A 20,240-nucleotide genomic window follows, 5' to 3' on the forward strand; every position below is an offset into this window, starting at 1 on the left:
GCAAAATTAACCTTTCGGTCCAACTCACCGTCCGTGGACCGGTGTCCTATCGTGGCCTGAACGTCACGACGCGCTCGCCCTCGGTGGTCGTCTCCTCGACATCGACGCCGACGACGAACCCCGGGCCGGGTTCTTCGTCGGTGCCGCGGACGACGCCGGTGAGACGGACGGGTCCGAAGTCGACGATAGCGGTGACGTAGGGCGCGTCGTCGGCGAACTGCGGGCCGGGGACGGACACCGTCGTCGCCGCAACGACCTCGCCTGCGTCGGGAAGCGGTTCGTCAGTGAGGTCGCGGCTGCCACACTCGGGACAGACCCGCCGCGGCGGTAGCGAACCGTGTCCCTCCGGGCAGGCGAGGTAGTAGCCTTCGCCGTCCTCGATAGCGTCGAGGAGGTTGTCGTAGCCGTTGTGGCGCATTTCGGGGCTCATGCGTCCACCTCCGTCGTCCGCTCGAGGACGTGAACGGTCGCCGTCGCGACCGTCCCACCGGCGTTGTGGGCGATGCCAACGGACGGGTCGTCGAGAGCGTCCGAGCGGGCGTGGGTACCGGACAGCAGTTTGGTGAGTTCGGCTATCTGTGCGACGCCGGTTGCGCCGACCGGATGGCCTTTCGCCTTCAGTCCGCCCGAGAGGTTCACCGGAATCGAGCCGTCGCGAGTCGTCTCGCCGGCTTTCGCCGCGGCCAGTCCTTCACCGGGTTCGAAGAAGCCCAGCGACTCCGTCGCGAGGACTTCCGCGATGGTGAAACAGTCGTGGACCTCCGCACAGTCGACATCTGCTGCGGTGATGTCCGCCTCGGCGTAGGCCGTCTCGGCGGCGGTTTCCGCGGCCGGCGTCCGATACAGCGACTCCCGGTCCTGTAAGGCGAGGTTGTCCGTCCCCTGTCCGGTTCCCGTCACGGACACCGGCGCGTCGAGGTCGTGGTCGGCCGCGAAGGATTCGCTTGTCAACACGACGGCGGCGGCGCCGTCGGAGATGGGACAGGCGTCGTAGAGTCCGAGCGGCGAGGCGACGCGGGGGGCCTCCACGGCGTCCTCGACGGTGATGGCCGACTGGAAGTGGGCCTTCTCGTTGACGACGGCGTTGTCGTGGTTCTTCACCGCGATGTGTGCGAGGTCGTCGGCGTCGGCGTCGTAAGCGTCGAGATACGCCGATGCCATCAGCGCGTAGGCGCCGGGGAACGTCATCCCGGCTTTGATTTCATAGAGGTCGTCGGCGGCGATGGAGAGGCCGTCGGTCGCCCCGGCGGTCCCCATGTCGGTCATCCGTTCGGTGCCGCCGACCAACACCGCGTCGGCTTCGCCGTTGCGGACGGCTTGCACCGCCGCGCGGACGGCGGTACCGCCGGAGGCACACGCAGCCTCGAAGCGCGTCGCAGGGGCGTCGATGCCGATGGCCTCGGCGAAGAGCGGGGCTTGGTGACCCTGATGTTCCGCTAACTCGCCCATGAAATTGCCGTAGTACAGTTCTTCGATGTCGTCGGGGTCGAGTTGGGCGTCTTCGAGTGCGTCGAGTCCGGCCTCCGCAAAGAGGTCACGACCCGTCCGACCGGCGTGTTCGCCGAACGGCGTCATTCCCGTTCCGGCTATGCGTACGTTCGCCATACCGGAAATCTCTCGGTTTCACTTAACCACCTGCCGAAGCCGGCAACATCGGCAGCGAACCGTTCACATCCCCATATCGGCCGCCGCCTCGGGTATCGGGAGGTCCGCCACGGCCACGCCGAGGAGTTCCGCGGCGTGGTCCAACGCCATATCGAACCCGTAGTAGCGTTCGAGTTCGTCGCCGTCGGCGGTCGGTCGAACCTTCAACATCGCATACCCCTCGACGTTCTGTGCGACGACCGCCGTCCGGCCGTCGGCGTCGAACTCGAGCAGGCGCTCTTCGTCGGTTTCGCGGTACTGGGCGGTAATCCCGTCGGCCTCGGCCGTCGACATATTCGGAGATAAGCGGTCGGCGTATGCGAAACTACCGGTCGAAGTCCAGCGTACTTTTATACAGATTCGGTTCGACTCGGTGAACAATGACGGATGTCGACAACGGGAAAGCGGCGACGGGAGATGCAGTTCTCGACCGAATGCTGCGGGGCGGAATCCCCCGAAATAGAACCGTTCTCGTCCGCGGCGGCCCCGGCACGGGAAAGACGACATTCGGAATGCAGTTTCTGCAGGAGGGACTGGAAAACGACGAGCGGTGTCTGTTCGTCAGCACCGAACAGACGCAGTCGGAGCTTCGTGACTCCTTTAGCGAGTTCGAGTTCGACCTCGACCACGAAGAGCTCGCGGTGACGACCCTCCATGCGGTGCCGGATGACGGCGACGAGGGGCGACGCCTCAAACTCCGGACGCTGGAGGGCAACAGCGCCATCGACGAGCGGGATATCCCGCTCACCGAAAAGAACGTGGCGCGACACTTTCAGGCGGCGGCCGGGTGTGACCGCCTCGTCTTCGACAGCGTCTCGGCGCTTCAGGTCCTCGGTGAAAACCAAGAACTGTTCCGCCGTGAACTGCTGGAACTTATCCAACTGTTCACGAAGGACCTCGGCGCGACCGCGCTTTTCACCGCCGAGGACATCGACGACAGCGTTCTCGATTTTACGACCCACGGCGTCATCGAACTCCGCCGGGAGCGCGTCAACGGCGACCCCCACAGGTTCCTCGAGATAACGAAGATGCGGGGCGTCGACCACGACACCCGCACCGTCGAGGCGGAAATCGAAAGTGGCGGCGTTCGGTGTGCCCCCTCGCGGCGGTCCCAACCGCCCGAACTGAAAACTCACAAACACACCTCCATCGGCATCGACGGCCTCGACAGCCTCTGTGGAGGCGGACTAGCCACCGGCACCGGCGTCCTCTTCGAACACGACGGTCACGCCAACATGACCGCGCTGTTCGGCGCGATGATGCACGCCGCCCTCGATAAGGGGTACAGTATCGTCCTCGTCCCGACGATTCGGATGCGCCCGGACAGCGTCAGAACGATTCTGGATGGCCACGATGAGAGCCTCGACCACCTCCTCGACGAGGACCGACTGTTCGTCATCGACATGATTGGCGCGTGGGACGAAACCGAGGACAACGTCTTCGGCGCCCGCGAATCGGCAACTGGCGTTCGGTCAGTTCTCGACGCGATAGCCGGACGGGCCGGCGACACCCCACGACTCTCGCTAATCAACGCCGACGGGATGGTCAACACCCTCGGCACCGAAGACGCCCGTGCCGTCCGATACGCACAGGAGGCCCACTGGCTCCGTTCGGACGACCTGCTCGTCCACGTCCACAACCCGAACGTCACCGGCGACCGTATCACGGGGTTCTACACGAACGCCGCCGAGCAAGTGCTGCGAACCTGGATTACAGACAACGGGCTGCAGTACGTCTCGCTGAAGAAATCCCCCTGCGGGTTCGTCGGCACCACTTCGCTGGTCGAGTACACCACCGAACACCCCTTCCTCCGTGTCCAAGACCCGCCGGAGGACCGAGAGAACCCCTACGCCGAGTAATCGAGAGGCCTTTTCGTTCCGCCCCGAAGAATCCCCCATGGAGTGGCTCACAAGCGGTCTCCGTCGTGACATCTGCGTGCTGCTGTACGGCGAGGAGCGGCGTGCCCAACAGCTGAAATCCGACCTCGAAACTCACTACGACCGACGGATTCCACCAGAGCGGTTCTACGGAGCACTGGAACAACTGGAGTCGAAGGGGTTCGTCGAAAAGCGCGTCGAGGGACTGGAGGACGTGTATTCGCTGACAGATGGCGGACGAAAGGGCGTCGAACGGCAGTTCAAGTGGATGACCGAACGAGTCGAGTGACCGAACGGGAGTTACTCAGTTCAACAGTTCGTTGGCGATGGTGTTGCGCAGGACTTCGCTGGTGCCCTCGTAAATCTCGTTGAGTTTGGCGTCGCGGTAGAACCGCTCTGCAGGGAAGTCCTTCGTGTAGCCGTAGCCGCCGTGAATCTGGATGCCCTCGTTTGCGACCTCACGGGAAACTTCGGAGGCGTGCAGTTTCGCCTGGGCGGCCTCCTTGACGAAGTTCTCGCCGCGAATCTTCTTGTCGGCCGCCGAGTGCATCAGCAATCGGGCCGCACGGGTCTGTGTGTCCATGTCGGCGAGTTTGTGCTGGATGGACTGGAAGTCGGAAATCGGCTGGTCGAACTGTTCGCGGTCCTGGCTGTATTCCAGTGCCGCATCGAGCGCCGCCTGTGCGATGCCGACAGAGCGGGCAGCGATGGTGATGCGGCCGCCGTTGAGCGTCTTCAGCGCGTGGACGAAACCGCGACCCTCCTCGCCGAGGCGGCGCGATTCGGGGATGGTGAGATTGTCGAAGCGCAACTCGGCGGTTGGACAGCCCTTGTCACCGAGTTTGTCCTCGGTGCCCTCGACGATGAAGCCGTCGTCCTCTTCCGGTCGGACGATGAACGACGAGATACCCTTGTTGCCGGCCTCGGGGTCGGTCTTGGCGAACACCGTGACCGTGTTCGCGACCGAACCGTTGGAAATCCACAGTTTGCCGCCGTTGATGACGTACTCGTCACCGGCTTTCTCGGCGGTGGTCTCCATGGCCGGCACGTCGCTTCCGGCGCCGGGTTCCGACAGCGCGAACGCGCCGATGTCTTCGCCCTCCGCCAGCGGCGTCAGGAACTCCTCCTTCTGGGATTCGTCGCCGAACTCGTAAATCATGTTGCCCGCAAGCGAGATGTGGGCGGCGACGATGGTTCCGAGACCGCCGGAGCCGCGCGAAATCTCCTCCAGAGCGGCGGGGTAGGCGTGATAATCGAGGCCCGCACCGCCGTACTCCTCGGGGAACGGCATCCCCATCAATCCGAGGTCGGCGAGTTCCTCGACGAGTTCCCACGGGAACTCGTCGTCGTGGTCGATTTCGTCGGCGACGGGGACGACTTCCTCGTCGACGAAGTCGGACACCATGTCCGTGACTTGTTTCTGTTCCGCCGTGAAACTGAAGTCCATACACACAGGTACGGCCGTCGGCACTTTATGCTTCCTCTATCGGCGTTCTCACGTGCCGATTTCGTCCGCGAGGCGCCCCGCGACCGCTCAGTCGTACTCGTAGAACCCCTTTCCAGTCTTCTTGCCGAGGTCGCCGGCGTCGACCTTCCGTTTGAGCAGGTAGGCGGGCGTATAGTGGTCGCCCAACTCCTCGTGAAGCGTTTCGGTGGCGTCGAGACAGATGTCGAGGCCGATGTGGTCGGCGAGTTCCAGCGGCCCCATCGGCACGTTCGTCCCGAGTTTCATCCCGCGGTCGATGTCCTCCTTGGTCGCGACGCCCTCGTCGAAGGCGCGAATCCCCTCGTTTATCCACGGCATGAGGATGCGGTTGGAGACGAAGCCGGGTTTGTCGTCGGACTCCCAGGTCTCCTTGCCGAGTGCCTCCGAAAAGTCGTGTGCCAACGCGACGGCATCGCCGAACTCGAGTCCATCGGCTCCCCGTCGTCTACCGGTTCGCCGTCGTCCGTCTCGTCCTGTGCCACGGCGGACCCGCCGAGCACTGCGAGAGCGCTCGCCGCACCTGCTGCCTTGATAGTGTCTTGTCGGTGACATTGCGTCCCAGAGGATGCTCCGGGATGGTGAAGCAGGGACCAATCGTTCAGCGATATTGTTAGGATTATGACTGTATTTTCGCAGAAATGGGTTCCTTTCGCAACACGGAGGCTCATTCGGAAATCGACCCTACTCGACGTTGGTTCGACTTACTGCATTTGCGTCGATTACACGGCGTATAAACGGCCAGTATGGAGTTTAGAACCAAATACGATAGTCCCCGATGCGATATTCGGTAGTGAGGTGGTACGCTATTCTACCATCTTCTGAGCGGCTATCCTGTTCTACTTCACCCGTGTTTACCAACTAACTGTTAATTCCGAATTGTTGCTTCATCCTCCATAATTCAATACATTTATTATTTTCAAATTATTTATATTTCGAATCCCACGGCTCGTTTCGCTCCGCGTTTTCGTACGGAAGTGACGCTGCGTTCGGACCACCCATACCAGAATCTTCTTTGTCCGCCTCATCGGACACTTGACCGTATGATTCCCATCGACGACACCCCGCTGTGCCGGGACGGGAAAGCGCTCATCCTCGCCTACGACCACGGACTCGAACACGGCCCCGTCGACTTCCGTGGCGTCCCCGAGAGCGCGGACCCCGAACGGACCTTCGAGGCGGCGACCCACCCCGCCGTCACGTCCGTCGCAGTCCAGAAGGGCATCGCCGAAGCCTACTACCCCTCCTACTCCAAGGACGTAGACCTGCTGATGAAGCTCAACGGCACGTCGAACCTCTGGATGGGTGAACCGGACTCAGCGGTCAACTGCACCGTCGAGTACGCCGCCGAGGTCGGCGCGTCGTCGGTCGGCTTTACGCTGTACGGCGGCTCGAACAACGAAGTCGAGATGGCCGAGGAGTTCCGCGACGCCCAGGAGGCCGCCCGCGAACACGACCTGCCGGTCGTCATGTGGTCGTACCCGCGCGGGCAAGGCCTGAAGAACGACACAAAGCCCGACACCATCTCGTATGCCGCACGGCTAGCGCTCGAGTTGGGTGCCGACATAGCGAAGGTCAAGCATCCGGGCAGCCAAGAGGCCATGGAAGACGCCGTCCGGATGGCCGGACGGACGAAGGTCGTCATGTCGGGCGGCTCGAAGACGACCGACCGAGAGTTCCTCGCCTCGGTCAAGGAGACCATCGACGCCGGCGGAAAGGGTCTCGCCGTGGGACGCAACGTCTGGCAGCGCGAGGACCCCACCCGCATCCTCGACGCCTTAGAGAAGGTCATCTTCGAGGAGACGAGCGTCGACGAGGCGCTCGCGGCGGCCGAATAGATGGCCGACGCTATCGGGTCGATACTGGATGCCGTCGCCTCGACGGCGCCGGATATACGGGACGGCCTCGTCGGGCGACGAGTGTACGAATCGGGGGCAAACCCCTCTGGCGAGCAGCAGCTCGCCGCCGACATCTACGCCGACGAACTGCTCGAAGAGCGACTGCTGGACATCGACGACGTAGGAAGTTACGCCAGCGAGGAACGGGACTCGGTCGTCGAAAGCGGAACCGGCGAAAGCGAGTACCATGTCGCCTGTGACCCACTCGACGGCTCCTCGAATCTGAAGTCCAACAACACGATGGGAACGCTGTTCGGCGTCTACGACGAGCCGTTGCCGACCTCGGGGCGGAACCTCGTCGCCTCCGGGTTCGTTCTGTACGGCCCCATCACGACAATGGTCGTCGCCCGCGACGGCATCGTCCGAGAGGAACTCATCGACGACGGCGAGCGCGAGGTCGTCACCGAGGACCTCACGCTCCCGGAGGAGCCAGTCGTCTACGGCTTCGGCGGCCGCGTCCCCCAGTGGACCGACGCCTTCGCCGGCTACGTCGATGAGGTGGAAGACGAACTCAAACTCCGCTACGGCGGTGCGATGATAGGGGACGTGAACCAAGTGCTCACCTACGGTGGAATCTTCGGCTACCCCGGACTTCGGGACCGTCCCGAGGGAAAACTCCGACTGCTGTTCGAAGGTCACCCCATCGGCCACATCATCGAATCGGCGGGCGGAGCGTCCTCGAACGGCGAGCGGTCGCTTCTGGACTGCACTCCCACCGACCTCCACGAGCGGACGCCGCTGTTCGTCGGTGACGACGACTACATCGCCCGGTTGGAATCCGCCCTCCCCGAGTGAACTGAGAACAGATTTCTCATTTTTTCGGAGGGAAAACGGTTTAGTGGCAACGCTTGACGATGCACGTATGAAAGTTCGCATCGGGGGCGACGCAAGCATCGAAGAGGCAGAGGCCATCGCACAGGCGATGGCGAACCACGCCGAAACCGACGTTGAGGTGTTCGTCGGCGACGACGACGAACCCGCGGCGACGAGCGAGGCCGACCTCTCGCCCATCGAGGACGACCTCGGGCCGACCGAACGCGAGGAACTGCTCCGCGAACAAATCGAGGACATCGAGTTGGGGGGTCCCGAAAAGTACAAAGAGCGCCTCGACGACCAAGGCAAACTGTTCGTCCGAGACCGCCTCGAGTTGTGGTTCGGGGAGGACGGCCTCGCCTTCGAGGACGGGAAGTTCGCAGCCTTCGACGCCGAGGACAGGCTTCCGGCCGACGGCCTGCTGACCGGCGCCGCGGAGTTCGAGGACCGCGACGTCCACTTCATGGCCAACGACTTCACCGTCAAGGCCGGGTCGATGGCCGCACGGGGCTGTGAGAAGTTCCTCCGCATGCAACAGCGCGCGCTGAAGACCGGCAAGCCGGTGCTGTACCTGATGGACTCCTCGGGCGGCCGCATCGACAAACAGACCGAGTTCTTCGCCAACCGCGAGGGCATCGGGAAGTACTACTACAACCACTCGCGGCTCTCGGGACGCGTCCCACAGATTTGCGTCCTGTACGGCCCCTGTATTGCAGGAGCGGCGTACACGCCCGTCTTCGCCGACTTCACCATCATGGTCGAAGGGATGAGCGCGATGGCCATCGCCAGCCCTCGAATGGTCGAGATGGTCACCGGCGAAGACATCGACATGCAGGACCTCGGCGGCGCGCGGATGCACACCACCGAATCCGGCAGCGCCGACCTCGTCGCACGCGACGAACAACACGCCCGACAACTCGTCTCCCAACTCGTCCAGTATCTCCCGGACAACGCCGACGAGAAGCCGCCGCGGGCGACGCCGAAGCCGCCCAAGCGCTCCCCGGAGGGCATCGACTCGGTCATCCCACAGGAGCCGAACAAGGGCTACGACATCCGCGACCTCATAGAGCGGGTCGTCGACCGGGATTCCTTCTTCGAACTCCAGCCGGAGTACGGCCCCGAAATCGTGACCGGCTTCGCCCACCTCGACGGTCGGTCGGTCGGCATCATCGCAAACCAGCCCGCCGAGCGCGCCGGTGCCATCTTCCCAGACTCCGCCGAGAAGGCCGCTCAGTTCGCCTGGAAGTGCGACGCATACAACGTCCCGCTTCTGTATCTGTGTGACACACCGGGGTTCATGGCCGGTTCACAGGTCGAGAAGGAAGGCATCCTCGAGAAGGGCAAGAAGATGATTTACGCCACCTCGGAGGCGACAGTGCCGAAGCAGTCGGTCGTCGTCCGGAAAGCCTACGGCGCCGGCATCTACGCGATGTCGGGGCCGGCCTACGACCCCGAATCGACCATCGCACTCCCCTCCGGCGAAATCGGCATCATGGGTCCGGAAGCGGCCATCAACGCCGTCTACGCGAACAAACTCGCGGACATCGACGACGAGGAGGAACGCAAGGAGATGGAACAACAACTCCGCGAGGAGTACCGCGAGGACATCGACGTTCGCCGGATGGCCAGCGAAGTCGTCATCGACGAAATCATCCCCCCGTCGACGCTCCGGGAGGAACTCATCAATCGCTTTAGCTTCTACGAGGACGTCGAGAAGGACCGTCCCTCGAAGAAACACGGGACGGTTCTGTAATCTCGTCCGGCCGCCGCTTCCGCAGCCAGCACACCCAAGACGACGCGGCGACCAGACTGCGTATGATACGCGAGGGACAAACGGGGCCGGATTTCGCACTGCCGGGCGTCGAAGGTGGGTCACCCGACGTGTACGAACTGTTCAAAGCCATCGAGGCGGGCGACGCCGTGTTGTTGTGGTTCTTTCCCTCGACGTTTCTGCCGACTGCGACGGCGGAGTTGTGTGCGATTCGCGACGCCGGCTGGCACGGCCACGACGGACTGCAAGTGTGGGGCGTCTCGATGGACAGCATCTACGCATCGGCGGCGTACGCCGATGACTACGACCTCCCTTTGGTCTTACTCGGCGACGGCGGCAGTGCCGCGGAGTACTACGGCGTCCGCTACGAGGAGTGGGAAGGCCACTACGGGCCGCCGAAGCGGGCGGCGTTTCTCCTCGGGAGCGACTGGACCGTCGAGTTCGCGTGGACGACCGACGACGGCTTCGCGCCGAGTGACCCCTCGCCGGTCGAGGCAGTCGCCGAGGTGCTCGGGGAGATGTTTCCGGACTGCGAGACGGACGTGGCCGCCGACTACGACGCCTACTTCAACTGACCGTCGAGTTCCCGGCGGATGGCGCGGAGTTCTTCGCGGACGCTCTGCCACTGTTCGAGCGTGCCCGGAATCTCGTCGCTGCGCCCGGCGAGGCGTTCGATGTCGGCCCGAACGTCGTCGGGATCGTAGATGTCGAACAGCCGGAGGTCGGCGCCGCCAGCGACGTCGACGACGACGCTACCGTAGCCGAACGCCGTTCCGAGGATTCCCTGCGAGGAGGTGCTGTTTTGGACGCGGTCGAGTTCGATGGTCCGAACGTCGATTCCAAGGATGCCGCTCTTGCGGTACAGCGCGCGGTTCGTGAGGACGAATCGCGTGTTGGTGACCCTGAGGTACGCGTAAATTCCGGGAACTGGCGCGACGACTAACAGCGCGAGTGCCAGCCGATCGACGACGATTGCCCCGCCAATGGCCGCGGCCACGAGTACGAGGCTGATGGCGACGGCCGGGGCCGCACGCATCAGCCGCGGGGAAGCCTCCCACTCGACGGCCTCGCCGGCTTCCAGCGACAGCCACGTTTCGGTCATTGCTCTTCGAGGGCGGTGCGGATGGCCCGGAGTTCCTCGAGGACATCGTCGAGGACCTCGTTTTTGTCGTCGCGGGCGGGCTCTTTGGACTTGACGCGCTTGTTGATGCGTTGCTGTACGTCGGCGGGGTCGGGGACCGACCGGAACCGCATCTCGACGCCGCTGCCGCCCGCAGTCGAGATGTCGACGTTGCCGTAGCCGAAGTAGCCGCCGATGGCAGATTGGCTATAAGAGGTGTTCTGGACCTTATCGAAGCCGATTTTCTGTACGTCACGGGAGAGAATACCGGTCTTCTTGTAGAGGCCGGCGTCGGTGACGACGTAGTGGGTGTTCTGGTAGGTGAGATATGCGCTGACGAGGATTGGGATACCGATGAGGACGAACGACAGCGGAATCCCGACGACGAGGGCAGGGACGAGGCTACTGCGGTGTGGGCGACTCGACCACAGGAGTTCCTCGTCGTCGTCCAGCGTCAGCCACTCGAGCGACGGTGAATCGGAGGCGCTGCCGGCGGTGGAGGCGGCGGACATACCCCGCGGTTGTTCGCCCTCCCTGATAAACGCACGCCAGCGCGGATTCCGTCACTCCGGTCGCTTCAGCGACAGCGCCGTCCGGTCGAGTTCACAGACCAGAGTGTCGTCGGGGTCGTCGATTTTGAACACTTCGAGGTGCATCTCGACGATGCCGCGCTCGCCGTCGCTGGTCTCGCGTTTGTCGGTGACCGTCGTTTGGGCGTACACCGTATCGCCGTGGAAGACGGGGTTTGGGTGTTCGACGTTGTCGTAGCCGAGGTTGGCGACGATGGTGCCGTCGGTGGTGTCGGGAACCGACAGCGCGACGGCGAGACTCATCGTGTAGAGCCCGTTGACGAGTCGCTGGCCGAACTGGGTATCGGCCGCGAAGTCGGCATCGAGATGCAGCGGCTGTTGGTTCATCGTCATATCACAGAAGCCCTGATTGTCCGATTCGCTAATCGTCCGCCGCTTGTCGTGTTCGATGGTCTGTCCCACCTCGAACTCCTCGTAGTACAGGCCGGGCATACGCCCGCTGAAGTGGGCCGCCGACTAAACGATACCGACGGGTTCGGTTCCCAGTGCCCGTGCCGTAGCTATATAGGTGCTGACGCCGGAGCGGTCGAATATGCCCCGCAGGAGCGTGCTGTTTTCACCTGCCGACCAGCCCGCACTAATGCACAAAGCGCCCGGTTCGGGCGCCGACACGGTCGTCTTCGACCTCGAAGACGCCGTCGCCCCCGGACGGAAAGCCGAGGCCCGCGAGTCGGTCAACGGCGTGTTGACCGACCCGGGGTTCGACCCCGACTGTGAGGTGTGTCTCCGGGTGAACCCGACGCCGAGCGTCGCCGACGAGGACCTCGCGGTGGCGCTGTCGGGGACTCCCCGTGTCGATTCGGTGATGGTGCCGAAAGCCGACTCGGCCGCCGGCGTTCGAGAGATGGACGAACTGCTCCGCGAACACGGCTACGACCTGCCGGTCATCGCCCTGTGTGAATCCGCCTCGGGTGTTCTCCACGCCGAGGAAATCGCCGCCACGCCGGCCGTCGACGCCGTCGCCTTCGGTGCCGAAGACCTCTCGGCCGACATCGGAGCGACCAGAACCGACGAGGGAACTGAGGTCTCTCACGCCCGCCAACACGTGGTTTTGGCGGCCAGCGCCGCCGGAATCGACGCAATCGACACCGTGTTCACCGACATCGAGGAGACGGACCGACTCGCCGAGGAGACGCGCTTTGCGGGACAACTGGGCTACGACGGGAAGATGGCCATCCACCCGGCACAGGTGTCGGTCATCAACGAGGCGTTCACGCCCGGCGACGAGGAGGTCGAGTGGGCCGAGAGGGTACTGGAGGCCCGCGAAGACGCCGAAGCCGACGGTCGTGGCGTGTTCCGCGTCGACGACGAGATGATAGACGCCCCGCTTATCGCCCGTGCCGAACGCATCATGGAGCGACACCGTGCCTCGACGGAATGAGCGGGTAGTCGGAGCGTTCACCCGACTCGTACCGTTGGACGGTTACGTTCGGTGGCACCTCCAGTAGGTGGTTCGTCACGCTTAAACGGTGACTAACCGAGACATTTGGTATGTCTGAGGATGTCAATCCGTTCGAGAGCTTCCAAGAACAGCTCGACGACGCCGCGGCTTACGTGGACGTCGACGAGGACACGCTCGAACGCCTGCGAAACCCCGAGCGAGTACTGGAGACGAACCTCTCCGTCGAGCTAGACGACGGTTCCATCGGCGTGTTTCGAGCCTACCGCTCGCAGTTCAACGGCGACCGCGGGCCGTACAAGGGCGGCATCCGCTATCATCCGGGCGTCAGCCGCGACGAGGTGAAGGCGCTGTCGGGGTGGATGGTGTACAAGTGTGCGACCGTCGACATCCCCTACGGCGGTGGGAAGGGCGGCATCGTCATCGACCCACGGGAGTACTCGACGGCCGAACTCGAACGCATCACCCGGTCGTACGCGAAGGAGCTCCGACCGCTCATCGGCGAGGACCGCGACATCCCCGCACCCGACGTAAACACCGGCCAACAGGAGATGAACTGGCTGAAAGACACCTACGAGACGCTCGAAAACACGACGGCGCCGGGCGTCGTCACGGGGAAAGCCATCGAATCAGGTGGCTCCCGTGGACGCGTCGAAGCGACCGGCCGCTCGACGATGCTCACCGCTCGTGAGGCGTTCGACTACCTCGGCAAACAGATGACCGGCGCGACCGTCGCCGTCCAAGGGTACGGCAACGCCGGCAGCGTCGCTGCGCGCCTCTTGGAAGCGGACCTCGGCGCCAACGTCGTGGCGGTGTCGGACTCTTCAGGTGCGGTGTACGACCCGACGGGACTCGACGCCGAGGCGGTCAAGGAGCACAAACTCGAAACCGGGTCGGTCACCGGCTACGGCGACGTCGAGGAGTTGACCAACGAGGAACTGTTGACGCTGGACGTGGACCTCTTGGTGCCGGCGGCACTGGAGAACGCTATCGACGCCGACCTCGCCGAGGAGGTCAGCGCGGACGTCATCGTCGAGGCCGCCAACGGTCCGCTGACGCCCGACGCCGACGACGTTCTCACCGAGCGTGGCATCCACGTGCTCCCCGACATTCTCGCCAACGCCGGCGGCGTCACCGTCTCGTACTTCGAGTGGGTCCAGAACCGACAGCGGTTCTACTGGACCGAAGAGAAGGTCAACAACGAACTCGAACGGCACATCGTCGAGGCGTTCGAGGGGCTCATCGACTGTTACGAGGAATTCGAAACCCCGAACTTCCGGACGGCAGCCTACGTCGTCGCGCTCCGTCGCGTGCTGACCGCCTACGAGGAAGGCGGCACGTGGCCGTAGCGATATAACGGCACTCCGTCCGTGTATCGACGGCGGAAACGGCCAATCAAGTTATACGTGTATGACAATAACACACACGTATGAGCATCCTCAACCCGGGTGGGGATGGGCCACAGCACGGCCCGACGCTGACGGAACTCGTCGAATTTCTGCCGGCGCTCGTCAACGACGACCCGGTCGTCGTTGCGGCGGCGCTCCGTGACCGATACGGCGACGTGGTTCGCGTCCCGCCGCTACATCCCGCGCTCGATTCCGGGGTGTACCTGCTTTCGAACCCCGAAGACGTCCAGTCGGTGCTGCAATCCGACCCTTCCGATTTCCGGGCACTCGACGTTCCCGGTTCGCGGGACTTCAGCCGCGTCGTCCGCAACAGCATCGTCAGTCTCCACGCCGACAGCGAGGAAGGGTCGTGGGTCGAACGCCTTCGACTCGTCGGCCCGGAGTTCGCCGAAGAGCAGGCACAGAGCCACGTCCCCGAGTTGGCGGAGACGACGCTTTCGACGCTCGGGGAGTTCGCCGATGGCCTCCCGGGGCAGGTGAGTTCCGGCGACCCGAGTACGGTTCCCGAGCCCGCTCGCATCTGGGCGGCCGGCACCGACGGCGTCCGCCTGCTGCCGGCGATGCGGCGACTCACGTTGCGGCTCCTCGGCGTCTCGCTTTTCGGCCCCGATATGCGCGCCCACGAGGTCGAAGTCATCGACGCCGTGGCGACCCTGCGGGCGCTGTTCAAACGCCGACAACTCCACCTCGTCACCAGTTACGCGACCCGACAACTCCCCGACCGGCTGTCGCTGCCGTCGTGGATTCATCGGCCGCTGGGATTCGACCCACACATCGAGTTGACGGGTCGCCACGAGAGACGGACCGAGGCCGCCGTCGAGACGCTGCAGTCGGCGGCAACCGACGTGGTCGCCCGCCGCCAGCGCACGCCGCTGGTGTTCGACGACGCCCTCGGCGAGTGGCTCCGCCGCCGGGACCCCGTGACCGGCGAGCACATCCCCCCGGAGGCGCTCCGACAGGAGGTGATGGGGTTGCTCATCGCCGGCCACGCGACGATGAGCGCCGGGCTGACGTGGGCGTTGTACCTGCTCGCGGCTCGTCCGGAGGCCCAGCAGCGAATCCACGAGGAGGCACGTGCGACCGCGCTGCTTTCCGGTCCCGACGCACTCGACGACCACGACCTTCCGGACGGTCCCGAAGCGGCCTGCCACCCCGTCAACGGGCCGCGGTTCCTCGAATCGGTCCCGTACACGCGACGGGTCTGGAAGGAAACCTTGCGGCTGTACCCGTCGTTGCCCATCTTCGGACGGACCGCGAAAACGGACGTGACCTTCGGCGACGCCGAGGTCGACGCCGGCAGTCACGTCCTCGTGAGTCCGTACGTCGTCCACCGGGACCCCGAACTGTGGGACGACCCCGAGACGTTCGACCCCTCGCGATTCGAGGACGACGCCGACCGCCACGAGTTCGCGTACTTCCCCTTTTCCGGCGGCCGCCACGCCTGCCTCGGGGAAGCCATCGCGACGACGGAAGCGGCGACCGTCCTCGCGACGACGCTCGCGACCCACCGCGTCGAGTTCGCCGGCCCCGGCGCCGAAAACCCCCACGAGGCACCCGACGTCGGCGTCGACTCCGCAATCAACCTCCAACCCGACCGGGACATCGTCGTCCGGTTCGTTCCGCGAGAGGTCTGACCCTCTCGATGGGGCGTCGAAACCGGCGGAGCGAAACTGCAAAGACGCGGCCCACGGAGTTCCGAACATGAAGGCGACCGCGAAGGCCCACCCGATTCAGGGACTCGTGAAGTACCACGGGATGCGCGACGAGGAGTTGCGACTCCCGTATCACGACTCCATCTCCGTCTGTACCGCGCCGAGTCACTCCAAGACCACCGCCGAGTTCGACCCCTCGCTGTCGGAAGACGTCTACGTCATCGACGGCGAGGAAGTCGACGGCCGTGGCGCCGAACGCATCGAGGCCGTCGTCGACCACGTCCGGGAGTTGGCCGGATTCGACCACCGGGTTCGCTTCGAATCGGTCAACGACTTCCCGACGAACATCGGCTTCGGGTCGTCGTCCTCGGGCTTTGCCGCCGCCGCCGTCGCGCTGTGTACCGCCGCCGACCTCGGGATGACACGGCCGGAGATGTCGACGGTCGCCCGCCGTGGCTCCTCCTCTGCGGCACGGGCGGTCACCGGCGCGTTCTCGCATCTCCGAACGGGACTGGACGACGAGGACTGCCGCTCCGAGCGCATCGAGACCGACCTCGAAGACGACCTCCGCATCATCGCCGCCGAGATTCCGGCGTTCAAACACACCGAGGAGGCCCACAAGGAGGCCGCCGACAGCCACATGTTCGAGGCGCGGATGGCCCACATCCACGGCCAAATCGCGGAGATGCGACACGCCCTCCGCGAGGGGAACTTCGATGACGCCTTCGAGTTGGCCGAACACGACTCGCTGTCGCTTGCGGCGACGACGATGACCGGCCCCGCCGGGTGGGTGTACTGGAAACCCGAGACGCTGGAGGTGTTCGAGACGGTTCGAGAACTCCGGGACGATGGCATCCCCGTCTACTTCTCGACGGACACTGGTGCGTCGGTGTACGTCAACACGACCGCAGCCTACGTCGAGGAGGTCGAAAACGCCATCGAAACGTTGGGCATCGACACCCGTCGATGGGGCGTCGGCGGCCCCGCCCAAGTGCTCGACGAGAGCGAAGCGCTGTTCTGACCTCCGACAGCAAATATTGCAGCAGTCGCTCTATAACGTCGGATTACTCGGAAAAATTTAATTGGGAGAATCGAAGATAGTCGGATATGGACCCGATAGCCACAACCGGTATCGTGATGGGAGGGGTGTTCGCAGTCGTGTTGTGGTTCCTCGTCCGGCCGCTGTTGTTCGGCCCGGCGCCGTGACCTTTTAGCCGGCCCTCCCCGGAGAGGACGTATGGCCAGCGACGGCAACGCCCTCGAACGACTCGGCGAGTACATCCTCGAAAACCGCGGCGGCATCGTCACCGACCTCGTCTTCGCCGTCGTGTGGGTGACGCTCGTGACGGTCATCTTCCGGTTCGTCGACGGCCCCGACTGGGCGTACTACCTCCTGATGGTCGCCGGCGTCGTCGCCTACTACGGCTTCTTTCTCTCGCTGGAAGTCGCCTTGGCATCGGCCGATGAGCGCTGATTCGATCGCCTGAACCCCGAACCGGGGCAGGCCTATTTGTGGGCGAGCGCCGTAGTCGGCGTATGACCCATCGACTCGTCGTTCCCTTCGAGTTGCCGGACCCCCAGCCGGTGTCGTCGGTGTTGGTCGAGGCGCTTGCGTCCCTCGACATCGTCGTGTTCGGCCACTACGGGCTGCCGGAACAGACCCCGCCAGCGGTCGCACGCGAACAGTTCGAAGCGGAGGCCAAAGAGCAACTGGCGGCGGTGGCAGAGCCCTTCGAGGCCGCGGGTGCATCGGTCACGATACGACTCGTCTTCGGGCGGGACCGCGGAAAGGCAATCGACCAAATCGCCATCGAGGAAAACTGCGACGGGGAGTTGGACCCGGCACCGACCGACCGCGTCGAGCGCATCCTCGTACCCATCCCGAATACGGGCAACGTCGACCGACTCACCTCGTTCGTGACGGTGTTCGCCGAGGGACACGACCCGTCGGTGACGCTACTGCACGTCGTCGAGGGCGAGGGAACCGACGCCGACGGCGAAGCCGTAGTCGCGGACGGCCGCGAGCTGATGGTCGACCACGGCATCGACCCCGACACCGTCGACACTCGCGTCGTCACCGATACCGACCACGACGCGGTGATTCTCGATACCGCCGCCGACTACGACGCCGTCGTCATGGGCGAAGCCACCCCGAAGACCGCGGACCGAATCTTCGGGACGCTGGCCGACAAAATCGTAAACCGGGCCGGTAAACCGGTCGTGGTCGTCCGCCGGAACCACGCCGAAGACGACGACGGGTCGGCGTGAGTGCCTGCCAGCGCGGGGGAAGGGCTGAAGTTCGTCGGCCGCGCGGGATAGCATAGACCGATGGGTGGAGATCTCGAACGTGACCTCGGCTTCGTCGCCGTGCTGACTATCAGCATGGGCGCGATGATAGGAAGTGGCGTCTTCGTCCTGCCCGCCCTCGGCTACAAAATCGCCGGCAACGCCGTCGTCGTCGCGTACGTACTGGCTGGACTCGTCGTGTTGCCGGCCGCGCTGTCGAAAGCCGAGATGGCAACCGCGATGCCCGAATCCGGCGGCACCTACATCTTCATCGACCGAGCGATGGGACCGCTCGTCGGCACCGTCGCCGGCATCGGCGCGTGGTTCTCGCTGGTGTTCAAGAGTTCGTTCGCACTGGTCGGCCTCGGCGCGTACCTGCTGCTGTTCGTCGAGATTCCGGCTACGCTCGTCAAACCCATCGCGCTTGCCCTCGGAACGGCCATCGTCGTCCTCAACGTCGTCGGAACGAAACAGAGCAGTCAACTGCAATCGGTCATCGTCACCGCCGTCGTCGCGACCCTCGTCGGATACGTGGTGAACGGTTCCTTCCTCGTCGAAGCCGCCCGGTATCGACCCTTCGACGTGACCGGCGACGGCGGCGTCGTCACGGCCGCCGCGTTCGTGTTCGTCTCCTATGCTGGCGTGACGAAAATCGCCTCTATCGCAGAGGAGGTTGAGAATCCGGGGAAGAACATTCCCCGCGGGATGCTCGCGTCGATGGGCATCATGATGATCGTGTACACGTTCGTCGTCGCGGTCGTCATCGGATTGAACGACCCGGACACACTCATCCACGGCGGGCCGGACGGCGGGCCGTCGCTGACGCCGATGGCCGACGGCGCAGCGGCGCTGTTCGGCGGCGTCGGCGTCACCGTGATTTCGCTCATGGCAGTCCTCGCATTGACCAGCATGGCGAACGCGGGTGTCCTCGCATCGTCGCGGTTCCCGCTGGCGATGGCGCGGGACTCGCTGTTGCCGCGTCGACTCGCGCACGTCGACCGCCGATTCAAGACGCCGAGTACCGCCATCGCCTTCACCGGTGGACTGCTCCTCGTACTCATCGCCTTCGTCCCCGTCGTCGACTTGGCGAAGTTGGCGAGTGCGTTTCAGATACTCGTCTTCTCGCTCGTGAACCTCGCACTCGTGGCCTTCCGCGAAAGCGACGTGCCGTTTTACGATCCGACGTTTCGGGCGCCGGGCTACCCCTACGTGCAAATCGTCGGCCTCGTTGGAGGATTGGTGTTGTTGGGGCAGATGGGAACGATACCGCTGCTCGGCGCCGCTGGCATCGCGATGGGCGGCGTCGTCCTGTATCTGGCCTACGGCCGCTCCCGGACCGAACGCCGCGGTGCGCTCGCGACGCTGTTCGGCGACGACGGTGCCGTCCAACCGACCGGCCGTGAGTGACCCGAACGAGGCTACCGAAAGCACAACGTTGAGTAATCCACGACGGCAACCTTGCGTATGAACGAGTCGGGCCTCCAATCGCTCGTCGACCACGAGACGATGGCCGAACGCGTCGACGCCGAGCGAGTTCCCGAGTGGGTACGAGCGCACTTCACCTCCTTCACCGACGGTCTCACCGGCGAGCGAAACGGGACGCCGTTTCCCTGCTTTTTCGGCACCGAAGCCGTCCGCAACGGCGATTTGCTGTACACCTGCGTGCCGTCGATGAGCGACCGGGGCGCACTCGCGGGACTCGGCGAGGCAATCCTGGAGTATCTCGACTGCTACGAGGACCACGCCGACCGCGCCTCGCTTGTCGCGTTCTTCCGCCCGCCGGAGCGGCCGCTTTCGGAAGCCGACTACCACGACACCCTCTGGCACATCCTCCAGTTCCTCCACGTCCACGATCCCGAACCGTGGCCCACCGACATCCCGACGGACCCCGACGACCCGAAGTGGGAGTTCTCCTTCGGCGGCGAACCGATGTTCCCGACGTGTCGGGCGCCGTTCTACGACACCTACAAGAGCCGCTACTGTCCCATCGGGCTGGAAATCACGTTCCAACCGCGGGCGTTGTTCGAGAACATGCACGTCACCGCCGACTACGAACAGGGCCAACACGCCCGCGAGGTGATTCAAAACCGACTGGAGTCCTACGACGGCGTCTGTCCACACGCCGATTTGGGCGACTGGGGCGTCGAAGGCGACCGCGAGTGGCGGCAGTACCTCTTCCGGGAAGACGACAGCCAAGCGCCCGATGCCTGCCCCATCAGCGTCACTCGCGACCATCCCAAAAGCGACCTGCTCGCCGGGCCCGAGGACTCCGTCGCCGCCGACTGACGTCCGAAAAGC

At 64.4% G+C, this 20,240-nt stretch carries 21 protein-coding genes and 1 pseudogene; 14 read left to right on the forward strand and 8 right to left on the reverse strand.

Annotated features, from left to right (window positions below; translation table 11 throughout):
- Positions 1–46: 46 nt before the first annotated feature.
- The 3 genes from NMP98_RS07305 to NMP98_RS07315 all read right to left on the reverse strand — a co-directional run bounded on the left by NMP98_RS07305 (position 47) and on the right by NMP98_RS07315 (position 1,938).
- Complete coding sequence (locus NMP98_RS07305; protein WP_367997265.1) at positions 47–418, reverse strand: Zn-ribbon domain-containing OB-fold protein; 372 nt, start codon at positions 416–418, stop codon at positions 47–49.
- A gap of 8 nt (positions 419–426) precedes the next feature.
- On the reverse strand, positions 427–1,605 hold the full coding sequence (locus NMP98_RS07310; protein ID WP_254860867.1) for a thiolase domain-containing protein: 1,179 nt from the start codon (positions 1,603–1,605) through the stop codon (positions 427–429).
- Positions 1,606–1,668: 63 nt separating this feature from the next.
- The gene (locus tag NMP98_RS07315; protein WP_254860868.1) at positions 1,669–1,938 is read right to left on the reverse strand and encodes a DUF7111 family protein; all 270 of its coding nucleotides are present in this window, start codon (positions 1,936–1,938) and stop codon (positions 1,669–1,671) included.
- An 86-nt stretch (positions 1,939–2,024) separates the two neighbouring features.
- Here NMP98_RS07315 and NMP98_RS07320 point away from each other — a divergent pair, with 86 nt between their 5' ends.
- Together NMP98_RS07320 and NMP98_RS07325 are read left to right on the forward strand one after the other, a co-directional pair.
- Complete coding sequence (locus tag NMP98_RS07320; protein WP_254860869.1) at positions 2,025–3,503, forward strand: ATPase domain-containing protein; 1,479 nt, start codon at positions 2,025–2,027, stop codon at positions 3,501–3,503.
- A gap of 37 nt (positions 3,504–3,540) precedes the next feature.
- Positions 3,541–3,810: a PadR family transcriptional regulator gene (locus tag NMP98_RS07325; protein WP_254860870.1), complete on the forward strand. Its 270-nt coding sequence runs from the start codon at positions 3,541–3,543 to the stop codon at positions 3,808–3,810.
- A gap of 15 nt (positions 3,811–3,825) precedes the next feature.
- Here NMP98_RS07325 and NMP98_RS07330 read toward each other — a convergent pair whose 3' ends face one another.
- Both NMP98_RS07330 and NMP98_RS07335 read right to left on the reverse strand, forming a co-directional pair.
- The gene (locus NMP98_RS07330; RefSeq protein WP_254860871.1) at positions 3,826–4,968 is read right to left on the reverse strand and encodes an acyl-CoA dehydrogenase; all 1,143 of its coding nucleotides are present in this window, start codon (positions 4,966–4,968) and stop codon (positions 3,826–3,828) included.
- 87 nt (positions 4,969–5,055) lie between these two features.
- Positions 5,056–5,421 (reverse strand): annotated as a pseudogene (locus NMP98_RS07335) (3-hydroxyacyl-CoA dehydrogenase family protein); the annotation flags it as partial.
- Positions 5,422–6,047: 626 nt separating this feature from the next.
- Between NMP98_RS07335 and NMP98_RS07340 the strand changes: the two are divergent.
- The 4 genes from NMP98_RS07340 to NMP98_RS07355 all read left to right on the forward strand — a co-directional run bounded on the left by NMP98_RS07340 (position 6,048) and on the right by NMP98_RS07355 (position 10,061).
- Entirely contained in the window at positions 6,048–6,842 is a 795-nt protein-coding gene (locus NMP98_RS07340; protein WP_254860872.1) for a class I fructose-bisphosphate aldolase, read from the forward strand.
- Positions 6,843–7,697 (forward strand): class 1 fructose-bisphosphatase, encoded by an 855-nt coding sequence (locus NMP98_RS07345; RefSeq protein WP_254860873.1) that lies wholly within the window; start codon positions 6,843–6,845, stop codon positions 7,695–7,697. It begins immediately after the preceding gene.
- Between the two features lie 67 nt (positions 7,698–7,764).
- Complete coding sequence (locus NMP98_RS07350) at positions 7,765–9,468, forward strand: acyl-CoA carboxylase subunit beta (RefSeq protein ID WP_254860874.1); 1,704 nt, start codon at positions 7,765–7,767, stop codon at positions 9,466–9,468.
- A gap of 62 nt (positions 9,469–9,530) precedes the next feature.
- Entirely contained in the window at positions 9,531–10,061 is a 531-nt protein-coding gene (locus NMP98_RS07355; RefSeq protein ID WP_254860875.1) for a redoxin domain-containing protein, read from the forward strand.
- Here NMP98_RS07355 and NMP98_RS07360 read toward each other — a convergent pair.
- Genes NMP98_RS07360 through NMP98_RS07370 form a run of 3 tightly spaced genes read right to left on the reverse strand, consistent with a single transcriptional unit; the run spans position 10,049 to position 11,628 of the window.
- A complete protein-coding gene (locus NMP98_RS07360) occupies positions 10,049–10,588 on the reverse strand; it encodes a PH domain-containing protein (RefSeq protein ID WP_254860876.1) in 540 nt (179 codons plus the stop codon). The two genes, NMP98_RS07355 and NMP98_RS07360, sit on opposite strands and share 13 nt — an antisense overlap.
- On the reverse strand, positions 10,585–11,118 hold the full coding sequence (locus NMP98_RS07365) for a PH domain-containing protein (RefSeq protein WP_254860877.1): 534 nt from the start codon (positions 11,116–11,118) through the stop codon (positions 10,585–10,587). The genes NMP98_RS07360 and NMP98_RS07365 overlap by 4 nt, the downstream gene beginning before the upstream one ends.
- A 51-nt stretch (positions 11,119–11,169) precedes the next feature.
- On the reverse strand, positions 11,170–11,628 hold the full coding sequence (locus NMP98_RS07370) for a MaoC family dehydratase (RefSeq protein ID WP_254860878.1): 459 nt from the start codon (positions 11,626–11,628) through the stop codon (positions 11,170–11,172).
- Between the two features lie 100 nt (positions 11,629–11,728).
- On the opposite strand from NMP98_RS07370, the gene NMP98_RS07375 reads away from it, so the two are divergent.
- The 8 genes from NMP98_RS07375 to NMP98_RS07410 all read left to right on the forward strand — a co-directional run bounded on the left by NMP98_RS07375 (position 11,729) and on the right by NMP98_RS07410 (position 20,228).
- Positions 11,729–12,577, forward strand: coding sequence for an HpcH/HpaI aldolase/citrate lyase family protein (locus tag NMP98_RS07375; protein ID WP_254860879.1), 849 nt, complete (start codon positions 11,729–11,731; stop codon positions 12,575–12,577).
- Between the two features lie 110 nt (positions 12,578–12,687).
- Positions 12,688–13,944, forward strand: coding sequence for a Glu/Leu/Phe/Val family dehydrogenase (locus NMP98_RS07380; RefSeq protein WP_254860880.1), 1,257 nt, complete (start codon positions 12,688–12,690; stop codon positions 13,942–13,944).
- Between the two features lie 80 nt (positions 13,945–14,024).
- Positions 14,025–15,638, forward strand: coding sequence for a cytochrome P450 (locus NMP98_RS07385; protein ID WP_254860881.1), 1,614 nt, complete (start codon positions 14,025–14,027; stop codon positions 15,636–15,638).
- 67 nt (positions 15,639–15,705) lie between these two features.
- On the forward strand, positions 15,706–16,677 hold the full coding sequence (gene mvaD, locus NMP98_RS07390) for a phosphomevalonate decarboxylase MvaD (RefSeq protein ID WP_254860882.1): 972 nt from the start codon (positions 15,706–15,708) through the stop codon (positions 16,675–16,677).
- A gap of 216 nt (positions 16,678–16,893) precedes the next feature.
- Entirely contained in the window at positions 16,894–17,130 is a 237-nt protein-coding gene (locus NMP98_RS07395; protein ID WP_254860883.1) for a DUF8119 family protein, read from the forward strand.
- Between the two features lie 62 nt (positions 17,131–17,192).
- Positions 17,193–17,924 (forward strand): universal stress protein, encoded by a 732-nt coding sequence (locus tag NMP98_RS07400; RefSeq protein WP_254860884.1) that lies wholly within the window; start codon positions 17,193–17,195, stop codon positions 17,922–17,924.
- A 60-nt stretch (positions 17,925–17,984) separates the two neighbouring features.
- Positions 17,985–19,349 (forward strand): APC family permease, encoded by a 1,365-nt coding sequence (locus NMP98_RS07405; protein ID WP_254860885.1) that lies wholly within the window; start codon positions 17,985–17,987, stop codon positions 19,347–19,349.
- Between the two features lie 57 nt (positions 19,350–19,406).
- Positions 19,407–20,228: a YqcI/YcgG family protein gene (locus tag NMP98_RS07410; protein WP_254860886.1), complete on the forward strand. Its 822-nt coding sequence runs from the start codon at positions 19,407–19,409 to the stop codon at positions 20,226–20,228.
- Positions 20,229–20,240 lie beyond the last annotated feature (12 nt).

Origin of the sequence: Natronomonas gomsonensis (assembly GCF_024300825.1) — an archaeon.
GTDB lineage: Archaea > Halobacteriota > Halobacteria > Halobacteriales > Haloarculaceae > Natronomonas > Natronomonas gomsonensis.

What these genes read in the sequence shown, in the direction of transcription:
- NMP98_RS07305 (WP_367997265.1), bottom strand. Translation starts at nt 418, where the DNA reads ATGCGCCACAACGGCTACGACAACCTCCTCGACGCTATCGAGGACGGC.
- NMP98_RS07310 (WP_254860867.1), bottom strand. Translation starts at nt 1,605, where the DNA reads ATGGCGAACGTACGCATAGCCGGAACGGGAATGACGCCGTTCGGCGAA.
- NMP98_RS07315 (WP_254860868.1), bottom strand. Translation starts at nt 1,938, where the DNA reads ATGTCGACGGCCGAGGCCGACGGGATTACCGCCCAGTACCGCGAAACC.
- NMP98_RS07320 (WP_254860869.1), top strand. Translation starts at nt 2,025, where the DNA reads ATGACGGATGTCGACAACGGGAAAGCGGCGACGGGAGATGCAGTTCTC.
- NMP98_RS07325 (WP_254860870.1), top strand. Translation starts at nt 3,541, where the DNA reads ATGGAGTGGCTCACAAGCGGTCTCCGTCGTGACATCTGCGTGCTGCTG.
- NMP98_RS07330 (WP_254860871.1), bottom strand. Translation starts at nt 4,968, where the DNA reads ATGGACTTCAGTTTCACGGCGGAACAGAAACAAGTCACGGACATGGTG.
- NMP98_RS07340 (WP_254860872.1), top strand. Translation starts at nt 6,048, where the DNA reads ATGATTCCCATCGACGACACCCCGCTGTGCCGGGACGGGAAAGCGCTC.
- NMP98_RS07345 (WP_254860873.1), top strand. Translation starts at nt 6,843, where the DNA reads ATGGCCGACGCTATCGGGTCGATACTGGATGCCGTCGCCTCGACGGCG.
- NMP98_RS07350 (WP_254860874.1), top strand. Translation starts at nt 7,765, where the DNA reads ATGAAAGTTCGCATCGGGGGCGACGCAAGCATCGAAGAGGCAGAGGCC.
- NMP98_RS07355 (WP_254860875.1), top strand. Translation starts at nt 9,531, where the DNA reads ATGATACGCGAGGGACAAACGGGGCCGGATTTCGCACTGCCGGGCGTC.
- NMP98_RS07360 (WP_254860876.1), bottom strand. Translation starts at nt 10,588, where the DNA reads ATGACCGAAACGTGGCTGTCGCTGGAAGCCGGCGAGGCCGTCGAGTGG.
- NMP98_RS07365 (WP_254860877.1), bottom strand. Translation starts at nt 11,118, where the DNA reads ATGTCCGCCGCCTCCACCGCCGGCAGCGCCTCCGATTCACCGTCGCTC.
- NMP98_RS07370 (WP_254860878.1), bottom strand. Translation starts at nt 11,628, where the DNA reads ATGCCCGGCCTGTACTACGAGGAGTTCGAGGTGGGACAGACCATCGAA.
- NMP98_RS07375 (WP_254860879.1), top strand. Translation starts at nt 11,729, where the DNA reads ATGCCCCGCAGGAGCGTGCTGTTTTCACCTGCCGACCAGCCCGCACTA.
- NMP98_RS07380 (WP_254860880.1), top strand. Translation starts at nt 12,688, where the DNA reads ATGTCTGAGGATGTCAATCCGTTCGAGAGCTTCCAAGAACAGCTCGAC.
- NMP98_RS07385 (WP_254860881.1), top strand. Translation starts at nt 14,025, where the DNA reads ATGAGCATCCTCAACCCGGGTGGGGATGGGCCACAGCACGGCCCGACG.
- mvaD (WP_254860882.1), top strand. Translation starts at nt 15,706, where the DNA reads ATGAAGGCGACCGCGAAGGCCCACCCGATTCAGGGACTCGTGAAGTAC.
- NMP98_RS07395 (WP_254860883.1), top strand. Translation starts at nt 16,894, where the DNA reads ATGGCCAGCGACGGCAACGCCCTCGAACGACTCGGCGAGTACATCCTC.
- NMP98_RS07400 (WP_254860884.1), top strand. Translation starts at nt 17,193, where the DNA reads ATGACCCATCGACTCGTCGTTCCCTTCGAGTTGCCGGACCCCCAGCCG.
- NMP98_RS07405 (WP_254860885.1), top strand. Translation starts at nt 17,985, where the DNA reads ATGGGTGGAGATCTCGAACGTGACCTCGGCTTCGTCGCCGTGCTGACT.
- NMP98_RS07410 (WP_254860886.1), top strand. Translation starts at nt 19,407, where the DNA reads ATGAACGAGTCGGGCCTCCAATCGCTCGTCGACCACGAGACGATGGCC.